Origin of the sequence: Noviluteimonas gilva, assembly GCF_009740395.1 — a bacterium.
GTDB lineage: Bacteria > Pseudomonadota > Gammaproteobacteria > Xanthomonadales > Xanthomonadaceae > Noviluteimonas > Noviluteimonas gilva.
This window is the reverse complement of sequence record NZ_WOXT01000002.1, coordinates 66,840-88,494: the sequence shown is the minus strand read 5'-3', so window position 1 is coordinate 88,494 and position 21,655 is coordinate 66,840. Positions and strand designations below refer to the sequence as shown.

General features: G+C 67.3%; 20 protein-coding genes. 6 read left to right on the top strand and 14 right to left on the bottom strand.

Annotated elements, in window-relative coordinates; all coding sequences use genetic code 11:
- The first annotated feature begins 10 nt into the window (after positions 1–10).
- Positions 11–844 (top strand): DUF4349 domain-containing protein, encoded by an 834-nt coding sequence (locus GN331_RS07315; RefSeq protein ID WP_156641347.1) that lies wholly within the window; start codon positions 11–13, stop codon positions 842–844.
- Positions 845–847: 3 nt separating this feature from the next.
- Here GN331_RS07315 and GN331_RS07310 read toward each other — a convergent pair whose 3' ends face one another.
- Complete coding sequence (locus GN331_RS07310) at positions 848–1,963, bottom strand: sterol desaturase family protein (protein ID WP_156641346.1); 1,116 nt, start codon at positions 1,961–1,963, stop codon at positions 848–850.
- A 140-nt stretch (positions 1,964–2,103) separates the two neighbouring features.
- Between GN331_RS07310 and GN331_RS07305 the strand changes: the two genes are divergently transcribed.
- Positions 2,104–3,567 (top strand): amidohydrolase family protein, encoded by a 1,464-nt coding sequence (locus GN331_RS07305; RefSeq protein WP_156641345.1) that lies wholly within the window; start codon positions 2,104–2,106, stop codon positions 3,565–3,567.
- Here the strand turns inward: GN331_RS07305 and GN331_RS07300 are convergent, their stop codons facing one another.
- The 4 genes from GN331_RS07300 to GN331_RS07285 form a co-directional block, all read right to left on the bottom strand.
- Positions 3,568–4,227, bottom strand: coding sequence for a dioxygenase family protein (locus tag GN331_RS07300; protein ID WP_156641344.1), 660 nt, complete (start codon positions 4,225–4,227; stop codon positions 3,568–3,570).
- A 68-nt stretch (positions 4,228–4,295) separates the two neighbouring features.
- Entirely contained in the window at positions 4,296–5,471 is a 1,176-nt protein-coding gene (locus GN331_RS07295) for an App1 family protein phosphatidate phosphatase (protein WP_156641343.1), read from the bottom strand.
- On the bottom strand, positions 5,468–6,865 hold the full coding sequence (locus GN331_RS07290; RefSeq protein WP_156641342.1) for a hypothetical protein: 1,398 nt from the start codon (positions 6,863–6,865) through the stop codon (positions 5,468–5,470). The genes GN331_RS07295 and GN331_RS07290 overlap by 4 nt, the downstream gene beginning before the upstream one ends.
- 125 nt (positions 6,866–6,990) lie before the next feature.
- Positions 6,991–8,334 carry a formimidoylglutamate deiminase gene (locus GN331_RS07285; RefSeq protein ID WP_156641341.1) on the bottom strand — a complete coding sequence of 448 codons (1,344 nt, stop codon included), beginning with the start codon at positions 8,332–8,334 and terminating at the stop codon, positions 6,991–6,993.
- A gap of 44 nt (positions 8,335–8,378) precedes the next feature.
- Between GN331_RS07285 and hutI the strand changes: the two genes are divergently transcribed.
- Together hutI and GN331_RS07275 are read left to right on the top strand one after the other, a co-directional pair.
- Entirely contained in the window at positions 8,379–9,605 is a 1,227-nt protein-coding gene (gene hutI / locus GN331_RS07280; protein ID WP_156641340.1) for an imidazolonepropionase, read from the top strand.
- A gap of 28 nt (positions 9,606–9,633) precedes the next feature.
- Positions 9,634–10,809: a dipeptidase gene (locus GN331_RS07275; protein WP_156641339.1), complete on the top strand. Its 1,176-nt coding sequence runs from the start codon at positions 9,634–9,636 to the stop codon at positions 10,807–10,809.
- 97 nt (positions 10,810–10,906) lie between these two features.
- On the opposite strand, the gene GN331_RS07270 is transcribed toward GN331_RS07275, so the two are convergent.
- Together GN331_RS07270 and GN331_RS07265 are read right to left on the bottom strand one after the other, a co-directional pair.
- The gene (locus tag GN331_RS07270) at positions 10,907–11,173 is read right to left on the bottom strand and encodes a 30S ribosomal protein THX (protein ID WP_231734449.1); all 267 of its coding nucleotides are present in this window, start codon (positions 11,171–11,173) and stop codon (positions 10,907–10,909) included.
- Position 11,174: 1 nt separating this feature from the next.
- A complete protein-coding gene (locus GN331_RS07265) occupies positions 11,175–11,582 on the bottom strand; it encodes a MerC domain-containing protein (protein WP_156641338.1) in 408 nt (135 codons plus the stop codon).
- A gap of 100 nt (positions 11,583–11,682) precedes the next feature.
- On the opposite strand from GN331_RS07265, the gene GN331_RS07260 reads away from it, so the two are divergent.
- Positions 11,683–13,656: a TonB-dependent receptor gene (locus GN331_RS07260; RefSeq protein WP_156641337.1), complete on the top strand. Its 1,974-nt coding sequence runs from the start codon at positions 11,683–11,685 to the stop codon at positions 13,654–13,656.
- 28 nt (positions 13,657–13,684) lie between these two features.
- On the opposite strand, the gene GN331_RS07255 is transcribed toward GN331_RS07260, so the two are convergent.
- Positions 13,685–14,170: a Fur family transcriptional regulator gene (locus tag GN331_RS07255; protein WP_156641336.1), complete on the bottom strand. Its 486-nt coding sequence runs from the start codon at positions 14,168–14,170 to the stop codon at positions 13,685–13,687.
- A 9-nt stretch (positions 14,171–14,179) separates the two neighbouring features.
- On the bottom strand, positions 14,180–15,586 hold the full coding sequence (gene gltX, locus GN331_RS07250) for a glutamate--tRNA ligase (RefSeq protein WP_156641335.1): 1,407 nt from the start codon (positions 15,584–15,586) through the stop codon (positions 14,180–14,182).
- A 62-nt stretch (positions 15,587–15,648) separates the two neighbouring features.
- Here gltX and GN331_RS07245 point away from each other — a divergent pair, with 62 nt between their 5' ends.
- Positions 15,649–16,371, top strand: a complete 723-nt coding sequence (locus GN331_RS07245; RefSeq protein ID WP_156641334.1) for a UDP-2,3-diacylglucosamine diphosphatase — start codon at positions 15,649–15,651, stop codon at positions 16,369–16,371.
- Position 16,372: 1 nt separating this feature from the next.
- Here the strand turns inward: GN331_RS07245 and GN331_RS07240 are convergent, their stop codons facing one another.
- From GN331_RS07240 to GN331_RS07220, 5 genes are read right to left on the bottom strand one after another with little or no spacing between them, the layout of a single operon-like run.
- The gene (locus tag GN331_RS07240; RefSeq protein WP_156641333.1) at positions 16,373–17,188 is read right to left on the bottom strand and encodes a ferritin-like domain-containing protein; all 816 of its coding nucleotides are present in this window, start codon (positions 17,186–17,188) and stop codon (positions 16,373–16,375) included.
- Between the two features lie 4 nt (positions 17,189–17,192).
- Complete coding sequence (purF, locus tag GN331_RS07235; protein ID WP_156641332.1) at positions 17,193–18,662, bottom strand: amidophosphoribosyltransferase; 1,470 nt, start codon at positions 18,660–18,662, stop codon at positions 17,193–17,195.
- A 20-nt stretch (positions 18,663–18,682) separates the two neighbouring features.
- Positions 18,683–19,672, bottom strand: a complete 990-nt coding sequence (locus tag GN331_RS07230; RefSeq protein WP_156641331.1) for an SPOR domain-containing protein — start codon at positions 19,670–19,672, stop codon at positions 18,683–18,685.
- A gap of 45 nt (positions 19,673–19,717) precedes the next feature.
- Positions 19,718–21,010, bottom strand: a complete 1,293-nt coding sequence (gene folC / locus GN331_RS07225) for a bifunctional tetrahydrofolate synthase/dihydrofolate synthase (protein WP_156641330.1) — start codon at positions 21,008–21,010, stop codon at positions 19,718–19,720.
- On the bottom strand, positions 21,010–21,654 hold the full coding sequence (locus GN331_RS07220) for a histidine phosphatase family protein (protein ID WP_156641329.1): 645 nt from the start codon (positions 21,652–21,654) through the stop codon (positions 21,010–21,012). Before GN331_RS07220 ends, folC begins: the two co-directional genes overlap by 1 nt.
- Position 21,655: the final 1 nt, after the last annotated feature.

Sequence of the window (21,655 nt, the reverse complement as noted above, 5' to 3'; positions counted from 1 at the left end):
GGAACATCGAATGCGCAGCATCAGCCGGATCGGATGGACGTGCCTCACCGTCGTTGTGTTGGCGGCTTGCGCGAAACAGGACATGCAAGCGCCCGCCGCCGCGGAGGCGGACTCGGCGGTGGCACTGCCGCAAGCGAACCGGGGAAACCCGGCGCCGCGCGCACCGGCCGGCACGTCGCTCGCCTACGAAACCGACATCAGCATCCAGATGGCGGGCAAGGACATCGACGCGCGCGTGGCGGCCGTGCAGTCGGCGTGCTTCTCGCAGGCGGTGGGCGATTGCGCGGTGCTCGACGTCAAGCAGCAAGGCGGCGACAACCCCTTTGCATCGATCATGGTCCGTGTCGCGCCCGAGGGCGTCGAGAAGTTGATCGGCAGCGCGTCGCAAGGCGGCGAGATCACCTCGCGCGCAACCAGCGCCGAGGATCTCGCGCAAGCGGTCGCCGACAACGACCTGCGTCGCGCGCGCCTGCAGAACGAACACAAGCGCTTGCTGGAATTCCAGGACAAGCCGAACGTCAAGCTCGACGAGATGCTGCGCCTGTCCGAGCGCATGGCCGAAGTGGAGGCGCAGTTGGATCTCGCGCAGCAGTCGCAGGCGCAGATGAAGCGCCGCATCGACACGAACCTGCTGACGCTGCGCTTCTCCCCCACCGGCGTGGAAGAAGGCGGCTCGGCGATCGGCGATGCACTCCGCGATTCCGGCGGCATTCTCGCGGGCGTGACCGCGGGCCTGATCCGCGCGGCCGCGGGCCTGATTCCGATCGCGCTGGTGGTCTTCCTGATGTGGCTGATCGTCCGGCGCGTGCTTCGCCTGCGCCGGCGGGCGAAGTCATCGACGTAATCCTCAGCCTTCGTCGTGCCCCACGTACTCCGAATACGTACGCTTGGGGCCGAGCGGCATCAGGGTTTGCGCCCAGAAGCCTTCCGGCACGGTCTCCAGCTTCATCACGCCGTACTCCGCCGGCCATTCGCCGCGCGGAGCACGCTTGAACGTGCCCATCAGCATGTCGACCAGCGGCAGGTGGATGGCGTAGTTCACGTCGATGTACTCGGCCTGCCGCGCGTGGTGCCAGTGGTGGTAGCGCGGCGTGACCAGCACGTATTCGAGCCAGCCGAAGTTGATGCGCAGGTTCGCGTGCGCCAGCACCGCTTGCACGCCGACGAGGATGACGTACGCATTGATCGCCTGCGCCGAGAAGCCGAGCACGACCAAGGGCAGCAAGACCGCCGAGCGCGTCATCAGGATTTCGACGACGTGGATGCGCGAGCCCGCCAGCCAATCCATGCGGCGGCTGGAGTGATGCACCGCGTGGAAGCGCCACAGTCGCGGCACGTTGTGGTACGCGCGATGCAGCAGGGCTTGCGCAAGATCGGCGACGAACACGGCGATCAGGAACTGCGCCCATACCGGAAGCGACTGGATCGCCGCCTTGAGCGCCGGAAATGCGGCGAAGGCCGCGACCGTCGACGTCGATGCGGTCACCGCGATCAGCACGAACTGCACGAGCACATGGCTCATGAAGAAATACGCCAGGTCCGTGCGCCACCCGTGGCGCAGCGGCGACATCGGCCGCACGGCGAGCATGCGTTCGATCGGAATGAACACCAGCGCCGAGAAGAACAGCGAGATCACGAACCAATCCAGGCCGAGCGAATACGGCGTGGATTCGATGCGATTGAAATGCACCGTCGCCCCGCCCAACAGGACCGCGATCGCGGCCGATCCCACGCCGAGCAGCGCCACGCCCCGGCTGCGATTGCGCAGGATGGACACCGTGCCCAGCACGAAGGCCGCGATGAGCCCGATCAACAGCAGGTTGCGCGCGAAATCCTCGGTGTAGGCGGCGCGGAATTCGCGCGAGGTGAGCAACTGCGGAAAGTGGAAGCACAACACGCCCACCAGCGCGCTGAGCCCGAGGCCGGCGGAAATGTGGGCCAGCCAGGATTTGTCCGATCGCATTGCGTGTGTTCCCCCTGTTGAACGCGGGCAGCTTACCTGCGGCCGTGGATGACCGCTCGTCGTTTCATGCCCAACGGCACATGGCGGGCCCTCCGGACCGGCATAGCGTGAGGTGCACGTTCCGCGTGCCGGAGGGCGTCATGCCCCGCGATCGCATCGACCCCGAAGGCCTGCGGCTGCCGATCAAGCTCGACAGCACCAGCAATGGCGAATTCGAGCCGGTGCCGCTGGATCCGATCCACCACCACGCACGCAACCTCGCCTTCGCCAACGCCACGCTTCATGCGCGTCGTCTCGGCATCGCACGACGCGATTTCCTCGTCTCGCTGTGCGGTGCCGCGTCGACGTTGCTGGCGATGAACGCCGCATTCCTCGCCGGCTGCAAGCGCGGCGCGTCGTATGCGATTCCGGCCGAAGCGGCCCTGGAACCGGCCGCGGCGGAGAGCGCGATCGCGGGCAACGAGTTCATCTTCGACGTGCAGGGCCACTTCGTGAATCCGACGGGCAAGTGGACGCACGACCTGCCGCCCGACGCACGGCCGCTGTCGTTCGTGAGCACCGAAGGTTGCGCGGCCGCCGACGAACCGGGCTTGGCTTACCTGCGTTGCGTGGGGCGCGATGAATTCGTCAAGGACATCTTCCTCGACTCCGATACCGATCTCACCGTTCTCAGCTTCGTGCCCTCCACGCGCGAAGGCGAGCCGCTGACGATCGAGGAAGCCACGGCCACGGCGGCACTCGTCGAGAAGATGGAAGGCACGCATCGGCTCTATCTGCACGGACGCGTGAATCCGAACCAGCCGGGCGATGTCGAGGACATGGAACGCCTCGCGAAGAACTTCAAGATCGCGGCGTGGAAGACGTATACGCAGTGGGGGCCCGATGGCGTGGGCTTCTTCATGGACGACGCACCCGGCCTGCGCATGATCGAAGAAGCGCGGCGCCTGGGCGTGCGCAACATCGCGATCCATAAAGGCCTGCCCTTCGGCCCGCGCTCCTACGAACACAGCACGTGCGTGGATATCGGCCGCGTCGCGAAGCGCTACCCCGACGTCAACTTCCTGATCTATCACTCGGGTTTCGTGACCGGCGAAGGCGAAGGCGCGTACGACCCCAAGCGCACCGACGGCATCGACGCGTTGATCACCAGCCTGCGCGACAACGGCATCGGCAAAGGCGGCAACGTGTATGCCGAGCTCGGGTCCACCTGGCGTTACCTGATGCGCGATCCCGACATGGCCGCGCACGCGATGGGCAAGCTGCTCGCGCACGTGGGCGAAGACAACGTGCTGTGGGGCACCGATTCGATCTGGTACGGCAGCCCGCAGGATCAGATCCAGGCCTTCCGTGCGTTTCAGATTTCGTCCGAGTTCCGCGACAGGTACGGCTATGCGGAGATCACGCCGGCGGTGCGCGCGAAGATCTTCGGGCGCAATGCGCTGAAGCTGTATCCGGTGCCGGAAGACGTGCTGTCGAAGCATCTGGCGAAAGATGCGGTGGCGCGCGAACGCGAAAACTATCGCAACGCGCCGGATCCGCGCTTCGTCACGTATGGGCCGAAGACGCGGCGGGAGTTCCTCAACCTCAAGCAATGGGGCGCGTGATCAGGCGAGCACGATGTCCCAACCGAAGTGCATCTCGCTCGATGCCATGTCCCCGGTCGGCGGGAGCAGACGCGCGATCGTCGTGGCGCCGTTTTCGCCCATTGCGCTGAAGATGCGATCGCTCGCGTTGAGTTTTTCGCCGGGGAAATACATCTGCGTCACCAGGTGCGTGCGCTTGCCGGCGATGTCGAAATGGATGTGCGGCGTGCGCACCGCGTTGGGATTCATCGGGTTGATCGGATACGCGCCGGGCTTGACGGTCTTGAAGCGATAGCGACCGTCGTCGTCGGTGAGCACGCGTGCGTAGCCCTGGAAGTTCGGGTCCAGCGGTTCGGGATTGACGTCGCGCGGATGGTTGTAGCGTCCACGCGCGTTGGCTTGCCAGAGTTCGACCGCGGCCCCCCGGATGGGCTTGCCGTCGACATCGAGCACGCGACCGGTGACCTGGATGATCTGGCCGTCGGCGTGCGCCTTCGCGCCCTTGACCATCGTGAGATCCGCATCGCTCTCCAAGGGACGCAGGGGCCGGAACGGGCCTGCCGTCTGCTCAGGCGTCGGGATCAACGCGGCGAGCGCTTGGTGCCAGGGCGACGCCAGCGCGAGCACGCCGACGCCGCTGAGTTGCCGAAGCAGACGTCGGCGCGATTGGATCGGGGTCATGGCGCCTCCGCGAGCGCGAACTCCACCTGGATCAACGCGGGCGAGCGACCGTGTCGGACGCCCGTCGGTCAGTCCGGCTTCTGGGTCGACTCCACGGCTTCCTCCACCGCGGCCTGCGTGAGCGTGGGGCGCGCGGCGTCCTTGTGCACTTCGGCGACGATGGTCGGAATCGCCGCAGGAGCGATCAATCCGATCGACGCTGCATGTTCGGCGATCGCGACGCTGTCCTTTGCGCGCAGCATCGGCACCTTCGTGCCGGCGACCTTCTCGATCCAACCGTCCACGCCGACGTCCAGCGGACTGTCTGCATCGGGATCGACATCGCGAATGTAGATCGCAGCAAGCCGATCGCCGAATTCGCGCGCGGCCTCCGCATACAACTCGGCGTCCGCCTGCCCCGAATCGCCCAGCAACACCCAGCGCAATTGCGGATTGCGCGCGATCAGCATGCGCGCGCGTTCGAGCTTGTGACCGTGGCCCTGCGTCTTGATGAACTTGCCGGTGTCGGTGCCGATGTCGCGCAGGAAGATCGGGCCGGCGGGGATCGCGTTGAGTTCCAGGAAATCCTCGAGCAGGTCGTACAGATTCCACGGCGAGCTGGAGACGTAGAACAAGGGGTTCGTCGCCGCCTGCAACGCGGCGTACAACTTCGCGACACCGAGCAGCGGCTTGCGCGTGCGCGCGTTGCCGAGGAACGTGAGCTGAGCGGCGATCTTCCAATCGGTGATGCTGCTCTGCAGGATGGTGTCGTCGATGTCGGAGATGATGCCGAAGGGCGCGCTCGGCAGCACTTGCAGGACGGGTTGCGCGGTGTCGAGCGTGCCGTCGTGCAGCGCGATGCGCGCGTCGGCCCAGAGCGTGTCGGTTGCGGGGACCGTCGGCGCGAAGCTCGCGGCGTAGTACCCCTCGTGGTCCGTCACCGTGTCCTGCCGCATCCCGCGGAACGTGGCGACGAGCGGGACGCGCGGCACTTCATCGGTATCGAATCGCCGATACGTGTTGAGCAGGTTGTCCCACCAATCGTCGTGCTCACCCGGCCCGCCGAGGGGCTTCTGCGCGAGCACGCGGCCGAGGAGTTCAACGCCTTGCGCATCGGCATAGCCGCGATAGGCGGCGATGTGTTGCGGACGATTGCGACCGAATCGCGTGTTGAGGCGATCGAACGCCGCATCGACCCAGTCGTCGCTGCGGATGATGGCGCGTTCGAAGATGCGTCGTGTTCGGCCAGGCTTGCGCTCGGTCATGCGTGCTCCAGCACGAAGCGCATGCGATCCCAGTCCATGCGGTCGTGGCGTATTCCGCCGTGGGCGTGGCCCTGCGCACGCGCCATGCGATTGAGCAGGCGCGCACGCGTCGCGTCGTCCAGCGGAAGCATGCTGCGTGACTCGTTGCGCAGCCAGTCGAGCAAGTGCAGGCCGATCAACTTGCGATCCATGGGCTTGGTGTCGACCAGCCAGGCCAGAAGCAGGTCAAGGTGCGCCCACTTGCCGGGCAGATGCGCGACGCTGAGCAGCCGCGTCCTCGCGATTTCGCTCGTTGCCTCCGAATGCAGGCGTTCGAGGAGTTCGGTCGAAGGCGACCACCCCATGCGCCTCGCCAGCCGAACGGCGAGGCGCGCGACCCGCGATGCCGGATCCATCAGCGCAGCGGGGAGCCAGTCGTCCAGCGCTTCCGGCGCGACGGATGCGATGCCCGCCAATCCGGCCGTGCGGTGGCGAGCGTCGCCGGATCGCAAGGCCGCAACGAAGCGTGGCAGATCCGCCGCGTCGCCTTGGGAATTCAGCGCGCGCAATGCGACACCGGCAGCAGGCTCCGCGCCCGCGTCGACCGCTGCGCGCCAGAGGTCGCGAGGCTCGATGTGCAATGTGTTGCGCGCGATCCATGCCGCCGTCGTGCGCGGTGCATTGGCGCGATCAAACAAGGCGCTTGTGACGGCATCGCGGGCGTCGGCCGCGCCTTCGCGCACTTTCGCGCGCAACACTTCGGCACGCACCGCCGCATTGGGGTTGCGTGCTGCAGCGGCGAGTACGCGTTCGCGCGTTTCGCCGGTTGCGCGCGCAACGGCGCGCAACGCGATGGCCGCATTGGGATCGCGCGCGGCGCGGAGCCACAATGCTTCGAGGTTCTGCGGGTCGCTGTCTTCGATCAGTTCAAAGGCGAGGCGCCGCACATGGGGAGACGCAGGCGAAGGCGTGTTCCACCGGACATCGGCATCGCGCGGTTCACGCAGCGCGCGATCCAGCCAGGACATCGTCGTCGCGGTGAATCGCTCGCGTTTGCGCAACTGGACGATCAGGTCGAGATGGCCATGGAGGCCTGGCGCGCGGACTTCAATGAGATGGTGTGCAAGTTGCGTCGCCTCCTCGCGCACCTGCGCCACCCAATCGTCGCAACGGATCAACGCGGTCGCCCACGTGATCGGACTTGGAAAGTCGCGCAGCGCGCGCAGCGCGGCCTGCCGGCGATAGCCATCGAATCCGCACGCCACGGCGAACAAAGCGATGTCGGCATCCGGTGTCGACCGCCAGAATGCAATCGCTTCCTCGGCCGTCGATTGCGCCTCGTTCACGCTCCACTGCGAATGGGAGCGCAGGCGCTCGTCGATTCGAAGCCAATCGCTGCCGTCGATCGACGCCAATGCTGCACGCGTGTCATGCGATCCAAGGAGCTCGATCAAACGCCTTTCGAGCGCCGTTGTCGGCGCAGGCACAGTCGATGCTGGCGTGGCCGCCTTCTGCAAAAGCCGCGAAAACAGTTGGCGAATCATGCGAGCAACGTATGCATCGCCGCCTTGAACCGCGTGAAGATCGCCTCGCGTTCGCGATGCCGGCCTTCGTGTACGACGCGTTTGCCGGCGACGCTCACTTCGCGGATGTGCGGCGCGTTGCCGGCGAACAACCAGCGGTCGATCGCATCGTCGGTCGTGGCGCCGATGAACTGCGGCGCGTCGCGATCGAGCACGAGCCAATCGGCACACGCACCGTTGTAGAAGCAGCCGATCGCATGGCCCGTCGATGGCTCCGCGCTCGCCAACGCATCGTGCAGCAGCGATTCCCCGGCGCTGTTCGTCGCCGTGCCGACCGAAACGTTGCGGTGGTGCGTGACCAGGCGCTGCCCGTATTCGAGCCAGCGCAGTTCTTCCACCGGCGAAACCGACACGTGCGAATCCGAGCCGATGCCCCACGAACCGCCGGCTTCCAGGAAGGCGCGCAGCGGGAACAGGCCGTCGCCGAGGTTGGCTTCCGTCGTCGGGCAGATCGCCACCGTGGCGCCGCTGCGTGCGACGCCCGCGATTTCCGCCTGGTCCATGTGCGTGGCGTGGACGAGGGTCCAGTTGCGGTCGACATTCGCATTCGCGAGCAGCCATTCGACGGGGCGCGCGCCGCGCAGCGCCACGCAGTCGACGACTTCGGGCAATTGCTCGGCGATGTGGATGTGCACGGGCGTTTCGGCGGGCAGTTGCGCCAGCACCGCTTGCATCGCATTGGGCGGCACGGCGCGCAGGCTGTGCAGCGCGATGCCGACGCGCAGCGTTTCGTCCTGCTCGCCATGCAGCGTTTCGAACAGGCGCACGAAGCCATCGAGATCGTGGCCGAAGCGTTTCTGGCGTTCGGTGAGCGCGCGACCGTCGAAACCGCCGGTCATGTACAGCACGGGCAGCAAGGTCAGGCGAATGCCGGTTTCGCGCGCGGCCTCGACCAGGGCGTGCGACATCGCGGCCGCATCGGTGTACGGGCGGCCGTCGGGCGAGTGGTGCAGGTAGTGGAACTCGCAAACCGTCGTGTAACCGGCTTCGAGCATTTCGACGTAGAGCTGCGCGGCGACGGCCTGCAGCGTGTCGGGGCCGAAGCGCGCGGCGAAGCGGTACATCGTCTCGCGCCAGGTCCAGAACGAATCCTGCGGATGGGTCTGGCGCTCGGCCTGGCCCGCCATCGCGCGCTGGAACGCGTGCGAATGCAGGTTCGCGATGCCGGGCACCACCCACGCCGCGCCTTCGCTGGGCTGCGCGCCGGTGCATTCGACGATGCGCCCGCCGTCGTGGGTGAAGCCGGCGTCGATCCGCCAGCCGCCGGGGGTCCAGAGGCGTTCCGCGTGCAGGGTCTCCATGCCGGCATTCTCGCCCCCGGGCCGTGACCCTACAATCCACACGCATGTCCGCCTCCACCCTCCCCTTCGATGGCCTGCTGATCGGGTCTTCGCTAGCCACGCTGGCCGAGCCCACCGGCTATGGCGAGATCACCGATGGCGCGCTTGCGTGGAAGGACGGCGTGCTCGCCTACGTCGGGCCGCGCGCGGACCTGCCGGGTTCGCCCGAGACGCTCGCACGTGAAGTGATCGAGGCGAGCGGTTGGGTCACGCCTGCGTTGGTCGATGCGCACACGCACCTGGTGTTCGCGGGCGATCGTGCGCGCGAATTCGAGATGCGGTTGCAGGGGGCGACGTACGAGGAGATCGCACGCGCGGGCGGCGGCATCCTCTCGACCGTGCGCGCCGTGCGCGACGCCGATGAAGACGCGTTGTTCGAACAATCGCTGCCGCGCGCGCAAGCCTTGCTGCGCGACGGCGTGACGACGCTGGAAATCAAATCCGGTTACGGGCTCGACTTCGAAAGCGAACGCCGGATGTTGCGTGTCGCGCGCAAGCTCGGGCAGACGCTGGGCATCACGGTGCGCACCACGTATCTGGCGGCGCATGCGCTGCCGCCGGAGTTCAAGGGCAACGCGGACGGCTACGTCGAAGCGCTGTGCGCCTGGCTGCCGGACCTGCATGCCGAGGGGCTCGTCGATGCGGTCGATGCGTTCTGCGAAAGCATTGCGTTCACGCCCACGCAGACGCGGCGCGTGTTCGAAACCGCGCGCGCACTGGGGCTTCCGGTGAAGTTGCACGCCGATCAGTTGAGCGACCTGGGGGGCGCGGGGCTGTCGGCGGAATTCGAAGGCTTGTCTGCCGACCACGTCGAACACACCAACGAAGCCGGCGTGCGCGCGATGGCCGCGAGCGGCACCGTCGCCGTGCTGTTGCCCGGTGCGTTCCATGTGTTGCGCGACACCAAGCTGCCGCCGCTGGATCTGTTCCGCGCGCACGGCGTGCCGATGGCGGTGGCGACCGATTGCAATCCGGGCACGTCGCCGTTGTTGTCGCTGCGCCAGGCGATGCAATTGGCCTGTACGCATTTCCGCCTCACGCCGGAAGAAGCGCTGCGCGGTGCGACGACGCACGGTGCGCGCGCACTCGGCTTCCACGATCGTGGCCAGTTGCGCGTCGGGATGCGCGCCGACTTCGTCGTCTGGCACGTGCGTCATCCCGCGGAGCTGTGCTATTGGCTCGGCGGTGATCTGGTCCATTCCGTCCACGCAGGCGGTGTCCGCGCTGCGTGACCTTTCGTTCCACCGGGGAGTGCGTTGCATGCGTCGTTACGTTTTGGCTCTTCTTCCGTTGTGCCTGGTCGGCGTGGTGCACGCCGCCGAACCTTCCGCCGCCGCGCGGAAGCTCGCGCAGGACGCGCTCATCGTCGACACCCACATCGATGCGCCGGAGAACCTGATCGGCGACTGGAATGACCTCACCGTGCTGACGCCCAAGCGCGAGTTCGACTATCCGCGCGCGAAGGAAGGCGGCCTGGACGCACCGTGGATGTCGATCTTCACCTCGGCCGAAGAAGACAAGGACGGCAAGGCGTGGACGATCGCGAACCTGCAGATCGACGCCGTGCGTTCGCTCGCCGCGCGCGCGCCGGAGAAGTTCGCGCTGCTGCTTTCGCCGAAGGATGTCGAGAAGAACGTCGGCAAGGTGATGCTGCCGATGGGCATGGAGAACGGTGCGCCGATCGGCGATGACCTGGGCAAGGTGCAGTTCTTCTTCGACCGCGGCATCCGCTACATCACGCTGTGCCACGGCGAAGACAATCGCATCGCGGACTCGTCGTACGTCGAAACCCACACCTGGGGCGGGCTGAGCCCGTTCGGCGAGAAGGTCGTGGCCGAAATGAATCGCCTCGGCATCATCGTCGACGTCTCGCACGTCTCCGACGACGCGGTGCGCGACGTGCTGCGCCTCACCGACGTCCCGGTGATCGCGAGCCACTCGGGCCTGCGCCATTTCACGCCGACCTGGAACCGCAACCTGCCCGACGACCTCGCGGTCGCGATCGCGAAGGAAGGCGGCGTGATCCAGCTGTCCTTCGGCACGGTGTTCCTGTCGGACAAGCAGTCGCGGGAATGGTCGGACAAGCGCGCGCAGATGGCGGCGATGAAGAAGGCCGGCAAGTCGTCGGGCGAAATCGACGCCTTCGAGAAGCAGTTCACCAAGGCGCACCCGGCGCCGGTGCTGCACGTGGATTCGGTGCTCGACCAGGTCGACTACGGCGTCAAGCTGGTGGGCGTGGACCACATCGGCATCGGGTCTGACTTCGATGGCGTGTCGGGTGAGTTGCCGGTCGACCTGAAGTCGGTGAAGGACTATCCGGTGCTCGTCGAAGGGTTGATGCAGCGCGGATATTCGGAAGCCGACATCCGCAAGATCCTCGGCGGAAACCTGCTGCGCGTGTGGGGCGAGATCGAGGCGAAGGCCGGGAAGAAGTAGGAAGGGAACCGGGAACCGCCGGGGCAAAAGAAAAGCCGCGCTTCGCAGCGCGGCTTTTTGCTTTTCCGGTTCCCGGTTTCCCGGTTCCCTGCTTCGCTTATTCCTTCGAAGCGGTCTTCTTCGCCACGACCTTCTTCGCCGGGGCCTTGGCGGCCGCCGTCGTCTTGGTGGCGGTCTTCTTCACCGCCGGCGCGCTGGCCGTGCCCGCCGCCTTGGTGGAAGCGCTGGAACGCGCGTTGCCGTAGCTCGCGTTGTAGCGCTTGCCCTTGGCGGTCTTGCGGTCGCCCTTGCCCATCGTGATGCTCCTGGTATCCGGTATCGAAATCTGCGCGCAGGTTGCGCGCGAGGGCGCAAAGCCTAGCAGATCAATGGGCGCAACTGGCGTTGTGGACGTGGACCAGCCGCAGGTTGGCCATGTGCGCCAGGCCCACGAGCGTGCCGCCCGCGGTCATCACCAGCGCATGCAACACCAGGTTGTGATGCAGCGGCGGGAAGAGAATGCCCGACCAAAGCGCGACCAGGCCCGGGATCAACAGGCCCAGCGCGCGCACGGCGCCGTGGCGGCGGTAGCCCCAGAACACACTGAAGCAGCCGACCAGCGTCGCGAAAGCCACGAACGCGCGCTCGAAACCATCGTATTTGGCCGACGCCAGACCCAGCGCGGGCAGCGCCGCGATCGCGATCGGCAGCAACGCGCAATGCACGGCGCACACCAGCGAACCGGCGGCACCGAGGCGATCGAGCAAGCGATGGGAGCGTTGGGCGGGCGACATTCGATGAATGTTGGGCGGGTATGACTTTCGGGCCACGTCGAGGCTGCGTTGAAACAATATAACATTCCTCGTCAACGGAAGTTCACTCCCTCGGATCCTCATGCCCCGTCTGCATCCCCTCGCCTGCGCCCTGCTGTTCAGCCTGTCGTTCCCCGCCTTGGCGACGGACCCGCCGGTCGCCCCGGACCAGGATCGCCACACCACCGAGCTCAAGGCCGTCGAGATCCAGGGCGCGGTCCTGCCCACCACCGCCGACGAGATGACGCGGCCGGTGGAGGTGCTTTCCGGCGAGCGGCTCGATGAGGCGAAGGCGAGCACGCTCGGGGAGACGGTCGGCAAGCTGCCGGGCGTGCAGTCCTCGTATTTCGGGCCGGGCGTGGGCCGGCCGATCGTGCGCGGCTTCGACGGCGCGCGCGTGCAGGTGCTCAGCGATGGTCTGGGCTCCGGCGACGTCTCGACCGTCAGCGCCGACCACGCGGTGTCGATCGAACCCTTCCTCGCCGACCAGATCGAAGTGCTGAAAGGCCCGGCGACGCTGCTCTACGGCAGCGGCGCGATCGGTGGCGCGGTCAACGTCGTCGATGGGCGCGTGCCCGAAACGCTGACCGACGAACCGCTCGAAGGCCGCGCCGAGTTGCGCGCGGGCACGGTGAACGACGAACGCACGGGCATGGTGCGCGTGGATGGCAGCACGGCGAACTTCGCGATCCACGCCGACGCGGTGCATCGCGAAACGGGCGACACCGACACGCCGATCGGCACCCTGGCCGGCACGGCGATCCGCACCGACAGCGCCGCGCTCGGTGGCTCGTGGATCGGTTCGCGCGGTTACTTCGGCGCAAGCGCGAGCCTGTATTCCACGCTCTACGGCATTCCGGGCACGCAGGACGAAGGCGGCGTGCGCATCGACATGGACCAGCGCCGCACCGAAGTGCGCGCGGGCATCGACGACATCGGCCCCTTCGCCAGCCTGCGGCTCAAGATGGGCCACACCGAATACGAACATGCCGAGCTCGAAGGCAACGAAGTCGGCACGCGCTTCGAAAACACCAGCGACGAAGGCCGCCTGGAACTCGTGCACCAGCCGATCGCAGGATGGAACGGCGCGTTCGGCGTGCAGTGGGGCGTGCGTGATTTCTCGGCGGTCGGCGAAGAAGCCTTCGTGCCGAGTACGCATGGGCGCGACGCGGGCCTGTTCTGGATCGGCAATCGCGAATTCGGGGATGCGTGGCGTCTCGAACTCGGCGCACGCGGCGACCGCAACGAAATCGATGCGGACGCGGCGACGGCGATCGGGCCGGATCGCACGTTCACCACGTCCAGTTTCTCCGCGGGCCTGCGCTTCAATGCGAGCGAAGACCTGCACTTCGACCTCGGCCTGGATCGCGCGCAACGCGCGCCGACCGCCGAAGAGTTGTATTCCAACGGCACGCACGTGGCGACGCAGAGCGTCGAACACGGGCAGCCGTTGCTCGATGCGGAAACCGCGAATCGCGCCGAACTCGGCGTGCATTGGCACACCGGTCCGGTGGAACTCGCCGCGTCGATCTATCACGTGCGCTACGACGATTTCATCTATCTCAACGACACCGGGCTGATCGAAGAAGACCTGCCCGTGCGCCAGTGGACGCAGGGCGACGCGCGCTTCAACGGCGCCGAAGGCGAAGCGACCTGGCACATCGCCGACAACGCGACCGGTGCGTGGGATTGGCGCGTTTACGGCGACCTGGTGCGTGCCTCGCTCGTCGACGGCGGCGATTTGCCGCGCATCGCGCCGGCGCGCATCGGGTCGGAATGGCGTTGGGAAAAAGGCGGCTGGCGCGCGTCGGTGAATGCCTTGCGCGTGCAGCGACAGGATCGCGTGGCGGCGTTCGAAACGGCGACGCCGGGCTACACGCTCGTCGATGCGCACCTGGCGTGGCACGTGGATACGAAACACGCGAATGCCTTCGAGTTCTTCCTGGACGGCACGAACCTGCTGGACGAAACGGCGCGTGCGCACACGTCGTTCCTCAAGGACGTCGCGCCGCTCGCGGGACGCGGGTTCGCGTTCGGCGTGCGGACGTTCTTCTGATGACGGCGCGCTGATGACAGCGCGCTGATTACTGCTGCGCGGCGCAGTCCGCGCAGATGCCGTGCACTTCAAGCGTCTGCGCCTGCGGGGCGAAGCCCAGCGCGCGGGCGGAGGCATCGAGCGACGACACGATGCTGTCGTCCTCCAGCTCCATCGCCGAGTGGCATTCATCGCAGATCAGGAACGGCACCGCATGCGCTTCGCCACCCGGATGGTGGCAGCCGACGAATGCGTTGATCGACGCGAGCTTGTGCACGAAGCCATTCTCGACGAGGAAATCGAGCGCGCGATACACCGTCGGCGGCGCGGCGCCTTCGTGCGTCGCCTTCATGCGATCCAGCAATTCGTAAGCCTTCAACGGACGGCCCGCATCGGCGATCAGGCGCATCGCGGTCGCGCGGATCGGCGTGAGGTTCAGCCCGCGCGCTTCGCACGACCGCTCGACCTCGAGCACGAAGGCATCGCCATCGTGGACGTGGTGCTTGGGGTCGGTGCAGGAAGCGTGGTGGCCCATGTCCTTGAATTAGTCCCCGGCAGGCAGTTTTGCAAGGGCCGCGTCGATGCGGGCGAGCGCCTGGTCGCGCCCGGCGAGGTACACCGTGTGCGAGATGTCCGGGCTCACCTGCGTGCCGGTGATCGCCACGCGCATCGGCTGCGCGACCTTGCCCATGCCGATGCCGAGCGCTTCCGCGCTCGCGTGTAGCGCCTGGCTCACGCTGTCGGCCGACCATTCCTGCAATGCCGCGAGGCGATCGCGCGCATCGGCGAGCGGCGCGCGCGCACCGGCGGTGAGGTGCTTGGCGACGGCGGCGTCGTCGTACGTCGTCAACGGACCGAACCACACGGCCGCGCGCTCGGCCATGTCCTTCAACGTCTGCACGCGGTCGCGCAGCGCGATCACGATGTCGGCGGGCGTCGGGCCCTGCGCGAGGTCGTAACCGGCATTGCGCAGGTGCCATTCCAGGTGCTTGCCGACTTCGACCGGATCGTCGGACTTCAGGTACTGCTGGTTGAGCCAGCCGAGCTTCTGCGAGTCCAGGCGCGAGGCCTTCGCGTTGACGTCCTTCAGGTCGAACAGCGACACCAGTTCGGCGATCGAGAAGATCTCCTGGTCGCCATGCGACCAACCCAGTCGCGCGAGATAGTTCAGCAGCGCGTGCGGCAGGTAGCCGGCGTCGCGATATTGCATGACGTCGGCCGCGCCCGTGCGCTTGGAGAGCTTGGCGCCCTGCTCGTCCAGGATCATCGGCAGGTGCGCGAAATGCGGCACCGGCTTGCCGAGCGCGCGATAGATGTTGATCTGCCGCGGCGTGTTGTTGACGTGGTCGTCGCCCCGCACGACGTCGCTGATCCGCATGTCGATGTCATCGACCACGACCGCGAAGTTGTACGTCGGGTAGCCGTCGGAGCGGAAGATCACCAGGTCGTCGAGTTCGCTGTTGGCGATCTCGATGCGGCCCTTCACCTTGTCTTCCCACACGACGGTGCCGTCGACGGGATTCTTGAAACGGATGACGCGATTGGGCACGTCGCGGAAGCCCGCGTTCGCATCGCGATACGCGCCGTTGTAACGCGGCTTCTCGTTGGCGGCCATCGCGGCCTCGCGCATCGCCTCGAGTTCTTCCTTCGTCTCGTAGGCGTAATACGCCGTGCCGTCGCGCACCATCTGCTCGGCGACTTCGCGATAGCGGTCCAGGCGCTGCGTCTGGTAGATCGGACCTTCGTCGTAGGACAGGTTCAGCCACTGCATCGCTTCGAGGATCGCGTCGATGGCCGCCTGCGTGCTGCGCTCCTGGTCGGTGTCTTCCACGCGCAGGATGAAGGCGCCGCCGTGGCGGCGCGCCTCCAGCCAGCAGTACAGCGCGGTGCGCGCGCCGCCGATGTGGAGGTAGCCGGTGGGGCTCGGGGCGAAACGGGTACGGACGGCCATGGGTCGCGGCAACTGGGCGAAAGACCGGCGATTTTACGCCTGCGCCGCTTAGAATGCCCGCGATGACGACCTTGTTCATTTCCGACCTTCACCTCGACGCCGAACGGCCCGCGATCACCGAGTTGTTCGGCAAGTTCGTGGAAGGGGAAGCCCGTGGCGCGGACGCGCTGTACATCCTGGGCGATCTGTTCGAAGCGTGGGTCGGCGACGACGACCCGTCCGAGGTCGGCGCGTTCGTGGCCGATCGCCTTGCAGCGCTCGATCGCGCGGGCACGCCCTCGTATTTCATTCGCGGCAACCGCGACTTCCTGCTCGGCGAGGCCTATGGGCAGCGCGCGCGCATGCGCATCCTGCCGGACCCGGCGGTGATCGTCCTCGAAGGCGCGCCCGCGGTGTTGATGCACGGCGACACGCTGTGCACCGACGATAAGGCGTACCAAGCCTTCCGCACGCAGACGCGCGATCCGAAGTGGCAGGCGCAGTTCCTCGCGCAGCCGTTGGCCAATCGCATCGCCTTCGCGAAGCAGGCGCGCGCGGCGAGCCAGGCGCATCAATCAGGTTTGAAGCGCGACGGTTTGATGGAAGCGATCACCGATGTCTCGCAGGCGACCGTCGACGCGACGATGGCGCGCTTCGGGATTCCGCGGCTGATCCACGGGCACACGCATCGGCCCAAGGTGCACGACGAAGCGCACGGCACGCGCATCGTGCTGGGCGATTGGTACGAACAGGGGTCGGTGTTGCGCGTGGATCGCGAAGGCGCGAAATTGTCCGCGCTGGTCTGAGTCAGCGCTTGGATTCCGCGTCGAGCTGCTGCAGCGACGCCAATTCTTCGTCGTCGAAGCCCGCCGCCCTACGCGCGGCCAGGTTGAACGGGCCGTGCAACACCGGGCGCGCGTATTCGGCGAGCAGGTCGCGGAACATCGCGCGCGGTTCGATGTCGTGCACTTCGCAACACCAGCGATACCAGCGCGATCCCGCGGCGACGTGCGCCACTTCTTCGCGCAGGATCACGACGAGGATGTCGGCGGTCGCGTCGTCCCCCAGCGCGCGGAGTTTGTCGATCATCGCGGGCGTGACATCCAGGCCGCGCGCTTCGAGCACGCGCGGGACGAGCGCCATGCGCGCGAGTGCGTCGTGCGCGGTCTTCTCCGCCATTTCCCACAGGCCGTTGTGCGCGTCGAAGTCGCCGTAGTCGTGGCCGAAGTCCTGCAAGCGTTTGCGCAGCATCGCGAAGTGACGGGCTTCGTCGGCGGCGACGCCGACCCAATCGCGGTAGTAATCGGCCGGAAAACTGCGGAAGCGATACACCGCGTCCCACGCCAGGTCGATCGCGTTGAACTCGATGTGCGCGACGGCATGGATGAACGCCGCGCGCCCTTCGTTGCTTCCGAAGCCACGTCGCGGCAATGCGCGCGGATGCACCAGGTGCGGGCGCGGCGGGCGGCCGGGCATGCGGATGGGATCGGGTTCGCGCTCGTCTTCGAGCGTCGCGAACATGCCCTGCGCGAAATCCGCCGCGGCCTGCGCGGTCAATGCGAGCTTGGCCTCGGGCGTGTCCGCGTCGAGGCACGCGCGCGCTGCATCGAACAGCGAGGCCATGGCGTCAGGAGGCGATGCGGCGTTTCTTTTTCGCGTCGTCCGAACGCAGCTTGCTGATGCGCTCGAAGTAATCGGGATCGATGCCGGTCACGTACTCGCCGCTGAAGCACGAGCTGTCGAACTTGCGGCCCGGATGCTTCGGGCCGGCGACGGCGGTTTCGAGATCCGCGAGGTCCTGGTAGATCAGCCAGTCGCAGCCGAGGAGCTGTTCGATTTCCGCTTCGGTGCGGCCGTGCGCGATGAGCTCGTCGGTCGACGGCATGTCGATGCCGTAGACGTTCGGATAGCGCACGGGCGGCGCGGCGGAGGCGAGATACACCTTCTTGGCGCCGGCGTCGCGCGCCATCTGCACGATCTGGCGCGAAGTGGTGCCGCGCACGATGGAGTCGTCGACCAGCAACACGTTGCGGCCGCGGAATTCCAGCGGGATCGGGTTGAGCTTGCGACGCACCGACTTCGTGCGCTCGCCCTGCCCCGGCATGATGAAGGTGCGGCCGACGTAACGGTTCTTGATGAAGCCCTCGCGGTACTTCACGTTGAGCGTGTTGGCGATCTCGAGCGCGGAATCGCGCGAGGTGTCGGGGATCGGGATCACGACGTCGATGTCGTGGTCCGGGCGCAGGCGCAGGATCTTTTCGCCGAGCGTCACGCCCATGCGCATGCGCGCCTTGTGCACCGAGATGTCGTCGATCATCGAGTCGGGACGCGCGAAGTACACGTACTCGAAGATGCACGGCGTGAGCTGCGCCGGCGCGGTCTGCTGCGCGAACAACTCGCCGCGCGCGGTGATCACGATCGCTTCGCCGGGCGCGACGTCGCGCACGCGTTCGAAGCCGAGCACGTCGAGGGCGACCGATTCGGACGCGATGCAGAACTCGTCGCCGCCGGGCGAGGAACGCTTGCCGAGCACGAGCGGGCGAATGCCGTGCGGATCGCGGAAGGCGACCAGGCCGAGGCCGAGCACTGCGCAGACGACGGCGTAGCCGCCCTTCGCGCGACGGTTCACGCCTTCGACGGCGCGGAACACGGAGTCGGGTGTGAGCGCCTTTTGCGTATCGAGCTCATGCGCGAACACGTTGAGCAGGACTTCGGAATCCGATTCGGTGTTGACGTTGCGGCGATCCTGTTCGAACACCTCGCGACGCAGCGCGTCGGTGTTCACCAGGTTGCCGTTGTGCGCCAGCGCGATGCCGTAGGGCGAGTTGACGTAGAAGGGTTGCGACTCGTCGGCGCCTTCGGAGCCGGCGGTGGGATAGCGGCAATGCGCGATGCCCACGCGGCCTTCGAGCAGCGCCATGGATTCTGCGTTGAACACGTCGCGCACCAGGCCGTTGCCCTTCTGCACGCGCAGCCTGTGGCGATCGGTGGTGGCGATGCCCGCAGCGTCCTGGCCGCGGTGTTGCAGCACGGTGAGGCCGTCGTAGAGCTGCGCTGCGACTTCCGAGGTTCCGACGATTCCGACGATGCCGCACATGGATTGGGGATTCCTGACGCTTAGGGATGCGGACGGACGACGCCGTCCAGGCCGACTTTGCTCTTGACCTGCGCTTTGAGTTGGTCCGCTTCGCCGCGATTCAACACCGGGCCCACCCGAACACGGGTGAGGGTTCCCTTGTCGGTGGCCACCGCTTCGGTGAAAGCGCTGAATCCGGCGGCGCGGAGCTTGTCGCGCAGGGCGTTGGCATCGGCCGACTTGCTGAACGCGGCGAGCTGGACGGCGAACCCGGTGCCGGAAGCGGCCGGCACGGAGGCGACAGCGGCGGGCTTGGCGGCGACGGTGCGCGGCGCGGCGGGCTTCGTCACGGGCTTGGTGGCGGTCGCGACGGGCTTGGGCGGCGTGGCGGCGGCGACGTCGGCATCGAGTGCGACGACGCGCGGGGTCGCGGTCCCCTTGACCTTGGCCGCGCGCAAACGGGCGTCTTCGGCCTGCGGGCGCGTGGCGAACGGACCGACGCGCACGCGCTGCACGGTCTTGCCGTCGACGCTGCCCGCTTCGCGGAACGCGGCCAGGCCGGCGGTGCGCATGGAAGCAACGAGCGTGTCGGCGGAGGCGGCGGTGCTGAAACTCCCCACGTTCACGGCGTAGTTGCCGCCCGCGGTCGGCGCGGGGTAGATCGCGGCCGGCGCTTGCGGGGCCGCGGCTTCTTCAGGAAGGGGTTGCGTCGTCGTGGCCGTCGCGTCTTTCAGCGGCGCGCTCACGATCGTGGCCGGCGATGCGGGCCTGACGGTCGTTGCGCTCGCGATCGCGGGCGTCTGCGGTGCGCTTTGCATTCCGAGTGCGCCGTCCGCCGGCGCGCCTTCGGGCGCCACCAGGGGCAGATCGCGGGTTTCGAACTCGCCCTGCGGTGCAGCCGGGGCTTCGAGCGGAACATCGGCCACGCCGCTTTCGGGCGCGGGGCCCTGGATCAGCATGGGAAGGAAAATCACGGCCAGCGCGACGAGGACGGCCGCGCCGACGAGGCGCTGTTTCAGTGCGGGTTCCATCGAGTGGGCTTTGACCGCGGCGACGGGCGATGTTGCCGGCGGCAATTATAGCCTTCGCCCTTGGCCGCCTTCTGAACCCAGGGCACGCATTGCGTCGGCCACGGTGTGGAAAGAACCGAAGACGAGCACCCGATCGCCCGCCTTCGCCTGTGCCAGCGCGGCGGCGATCGCCTCGGAAACCGTTGCGTGGCGCGCGCCGTCCGCGGCCGCGGTGCCCGTAAGGCGCGCGGCGAACGCATCGACATCGGTGCTGCGCGGGCCTGCGTCGCCGATCCCGGCGAGCCACCAGGCATCGATGCGCGGGGCCAATGCCGCGACCACCCCCGCCGAATCCTTGTCCGCGAGCGCGGCGTAGACCGCGAGCGTGCGGCCCGTCACCGGCGCCGACGCGAGCCATTGCGCCAACGCGCCCGCGGCCTGCGGGTTGTGGCCGACGTCCAGGAGGATCTCGACACCGCCCTTCATCACGCGCTGCAGGCGACCGGCCAGGTGCGCCCCCGCGACGCCTTCGGCGATCGCTTCGCGCGTCATCGGGATATCGAGCGCCCGCAACGCCGCGATCGCGGTCGCCGCGTTGCGCATCTGCACGGGCGCGGCGAGCGCGGGCATCGGCAGGTCGAGCGCGAAGTTCACCTCGCGCCAGCGCCATGTCCCGTCGTCGTTGGGTTCGAAGAAGAAATCGCAATTCGCGCGGATCGCCGAAGCGCCGATGCGATACGCGTGGCCGAGCGCGCTCGACGGCGGATCATCGTCGCCCAGCACCAGCGGCTTCCAGCCGCGCGCGATGCCGGCCTTTTCCTTGCCGATCGTTTCGCGGTCGTCGCCGAGCCAATCCTGGTGATCGAGGTCGACCGTCGTGATCACCGCGACATCCGCATCGACGATGTTCACCGCATCCAGGCGCCCGCCGAGGCCGACTTCGAGGATCGCCAGATCCAGGCGTTCGCGATCGAACAACCACAACGCAGCGAGCGTGCCGTACTCGAAGTAGGTCAGCGGCGTGTCGCCGCGCGCGGCTTCGACGGCTTCGAACGCATCGACCAGATGCGCGTCGTCCGCTTGCGCACCGTCGATGCGCACGCGTTCGTTGTAACGCAGCAAGTGCGGCGAGGTGTAGGTGCCGACGCGCAAACCCGAGGCGCGCGCGATCGCTTCGAGGAACGCGACCGTCGAGCCCTTGCCGTTCGTCCCCGCGACGAGGATCGATTTCTCCGCCGGTGCGACGAGTTCCATGCGATCGGCGACTTCGCGCACGCGGTCCAGGCCGAGTTCGATGGATTTCGGATGCTGGCGTTCGATGTACTCGAGCCAGTCGGCGAGCGTGCGTTGCGTCGACATCACAGCGCCCGATGCACGGCTTCGCCGAACAGTGCGGTGTGATGCGTCGCGTCGTTCATGCGCACGATGTCGAGGTGATCGACGTCGTCGCCTTCGAGCAGGTTGAGCGTGGTCGGCGCCTGGCGGAAGGTCCACAGGCGCGACAGCGGCAGGCCCATCACCTTGCACAACAGCACGCGATTGACCGCGTCGTGCGCGACGACCAGCAGGGTGTCGTGTTCGCCCAGGCCTTCGGTCGCGCGTTGCAGCGCGGGCCATGCGCGATCGATGACGTGCTGCAGCGATTCGCCTTCGGGCATCAGCACTTCGTGCGGTGCGTGGCGCCATGCGTGCAGGCGATCGGGGTCGCGTTCGCGGATCTCCGCGGCGAGCAGGCCTTCCCACGTGCCGTGCGCGATTTCCATCAGGCCGGCGTCGGTCGTGAGTTTCGCGACGCGGTCTTCGCCCAGCGCGAGTTCGGCGGTGCGCAGCGCACGCTTGAGCGGCGACGCCACCGCGCGATCGATGTGCACGTGGCGCAGGCGTTCGCCGAGCGAACGCGCCTGCGCTTCGCCGACCTCGGACAAGGGAATGTCTTCCTGTCCTTGATAACGGCCTTCGGCATTCCACGCGGTTTCGCCGTGACGGGCGAGGAGGATTTTCATT

Excerpts from the sequence above, each read along its gene's own strand:
- GN331_RS07260 (WP_156641337.1), top strand. The coding sequence starts at position 11,683 with ATGCCCCGTCTGCATCCCCTCGCCTGCGCCCTGCTGTTCAGCCTGTCG.
- GN331_RS07305 (WP_156641345.1), top strand. The coding sequence starts at position 2,104 with ATGCCCCGCGATCGCATCGACCCCGAAGGCCTGCGGCTGCCGATCAAG.
- GN331_RS07230 (WP_156641331.1), bottom strand. The coding sequence starts at position 19,672 with ATGGAACCCGCACTGAAACAGCGCCTCGTCGGCGCGGCCGTCCTCGTC.
- purF (WP_156641332.1), bottom strand. The coding sequence starts at position 18,662 with ATGTGCGGCATCGTCGGAATCGTCGGAACCTCGGAAGTCGCAGCGCAG.
- GN331_RS07245 (WP_156641334.1), top strand. The coding sequence starts at position 15,649 with ATGACGACCTTGTTCATTTCCGACCTTCACCTCGACGCCGAACGGCCC.
- gltX (WP_156641335.1), bottom strand. The coding sequence starts at position 15,586 with ATGGCCGTCCGTACCCGTTTCGCCCCGAGCCCCACCGGCTACCTCCAC.
- GN331_RS07285 (WP_156641341.1), bottom strand. The coding sequence starts at position 8,334 with ATGGAGACCCTGCACGCGGAACGCCTCTGGACCCCCGGCGGCTGGCGG.
- GN331_RS07275 (WP_156641339.1), top strand. The coding sequence starts at position 9,634 with ATGCGTCGTTACGTTTTGGCTCTTCTTCCGTTGTGCCTGGTCGGCGTG.
- hutI (WP_156641340.1), top strand. The coding sequence starts at position 8,379 with ATGTCCGCCTCCACCCTCCCCTTCGATGGCCTGCTGATCGGGTCTTCG.
- GN331_RS07295 (WP_156641343.1), bottom strand. The coding sequence starts at position 5,471 with ATGACCGAGCGCAAGCCTGGCCGAACACGACGCATCTTCGAACGCGCC.
- GN331_RS07255 (WP_156641336.1), bottom strand. The coding sequence starts at position 14,170 with ATGGGCCACCACGCTTCCTGCACCGACCCCAAGCACCACGTCCACGAT.
- GN331_RS07300 (WP_156641344.1), bottom strand. The coding sequence starts at position 4,227 with ATGACCCCGATCCAATCGCGCCGACGTCTGCTTCGGCAACTCAGCGGC.
- folC (WP_156641330.1), bottom strand. The coding sequence starts at position 21,010 with ATGTCGACGCAACGCACGCTCGCCGACTGGCTCGAGTACATCGAACGC.
- GN331_RS07265 (WP_156641338.1), bottom strand. The coding sequence starts at position 11,582 with ATGTCGCCCGCCCAACGCTCCCATCGCTTGCTCGATCGCCTCGGTGCC.
- GN331_RS07315 (WP_156641347.1), top strand. The coding sequence starts at position 11 with ATGCGCAGCATCAGCCGGATCGGATGGACGTGCCTCACCGTCGTTGTG.
- GN331_RS07310 (WP_156641346.1), bottom strand. The coding sequence starts at position 1,963 with ATGCGATCGGACAAATCCTGGCTGGCCCACATTTCCGCCGGCCTCGGG.
- GN331_RS07240 (WP_156641333.1), bottom strand. The coding sequence starts at position 17,188 with ATGGCCTCGCTGTTCGATGCAGCGCGCGCGTGCCTCGACGCGGACACG.
- GN331_RS07220 (WP_156641329.1), bottom strand. The coding sequence starts at position 21,654 with ATGAAAATCCTCCTCGCCCGTCACGGCGAAACCGCGTGGAATGCCGAA.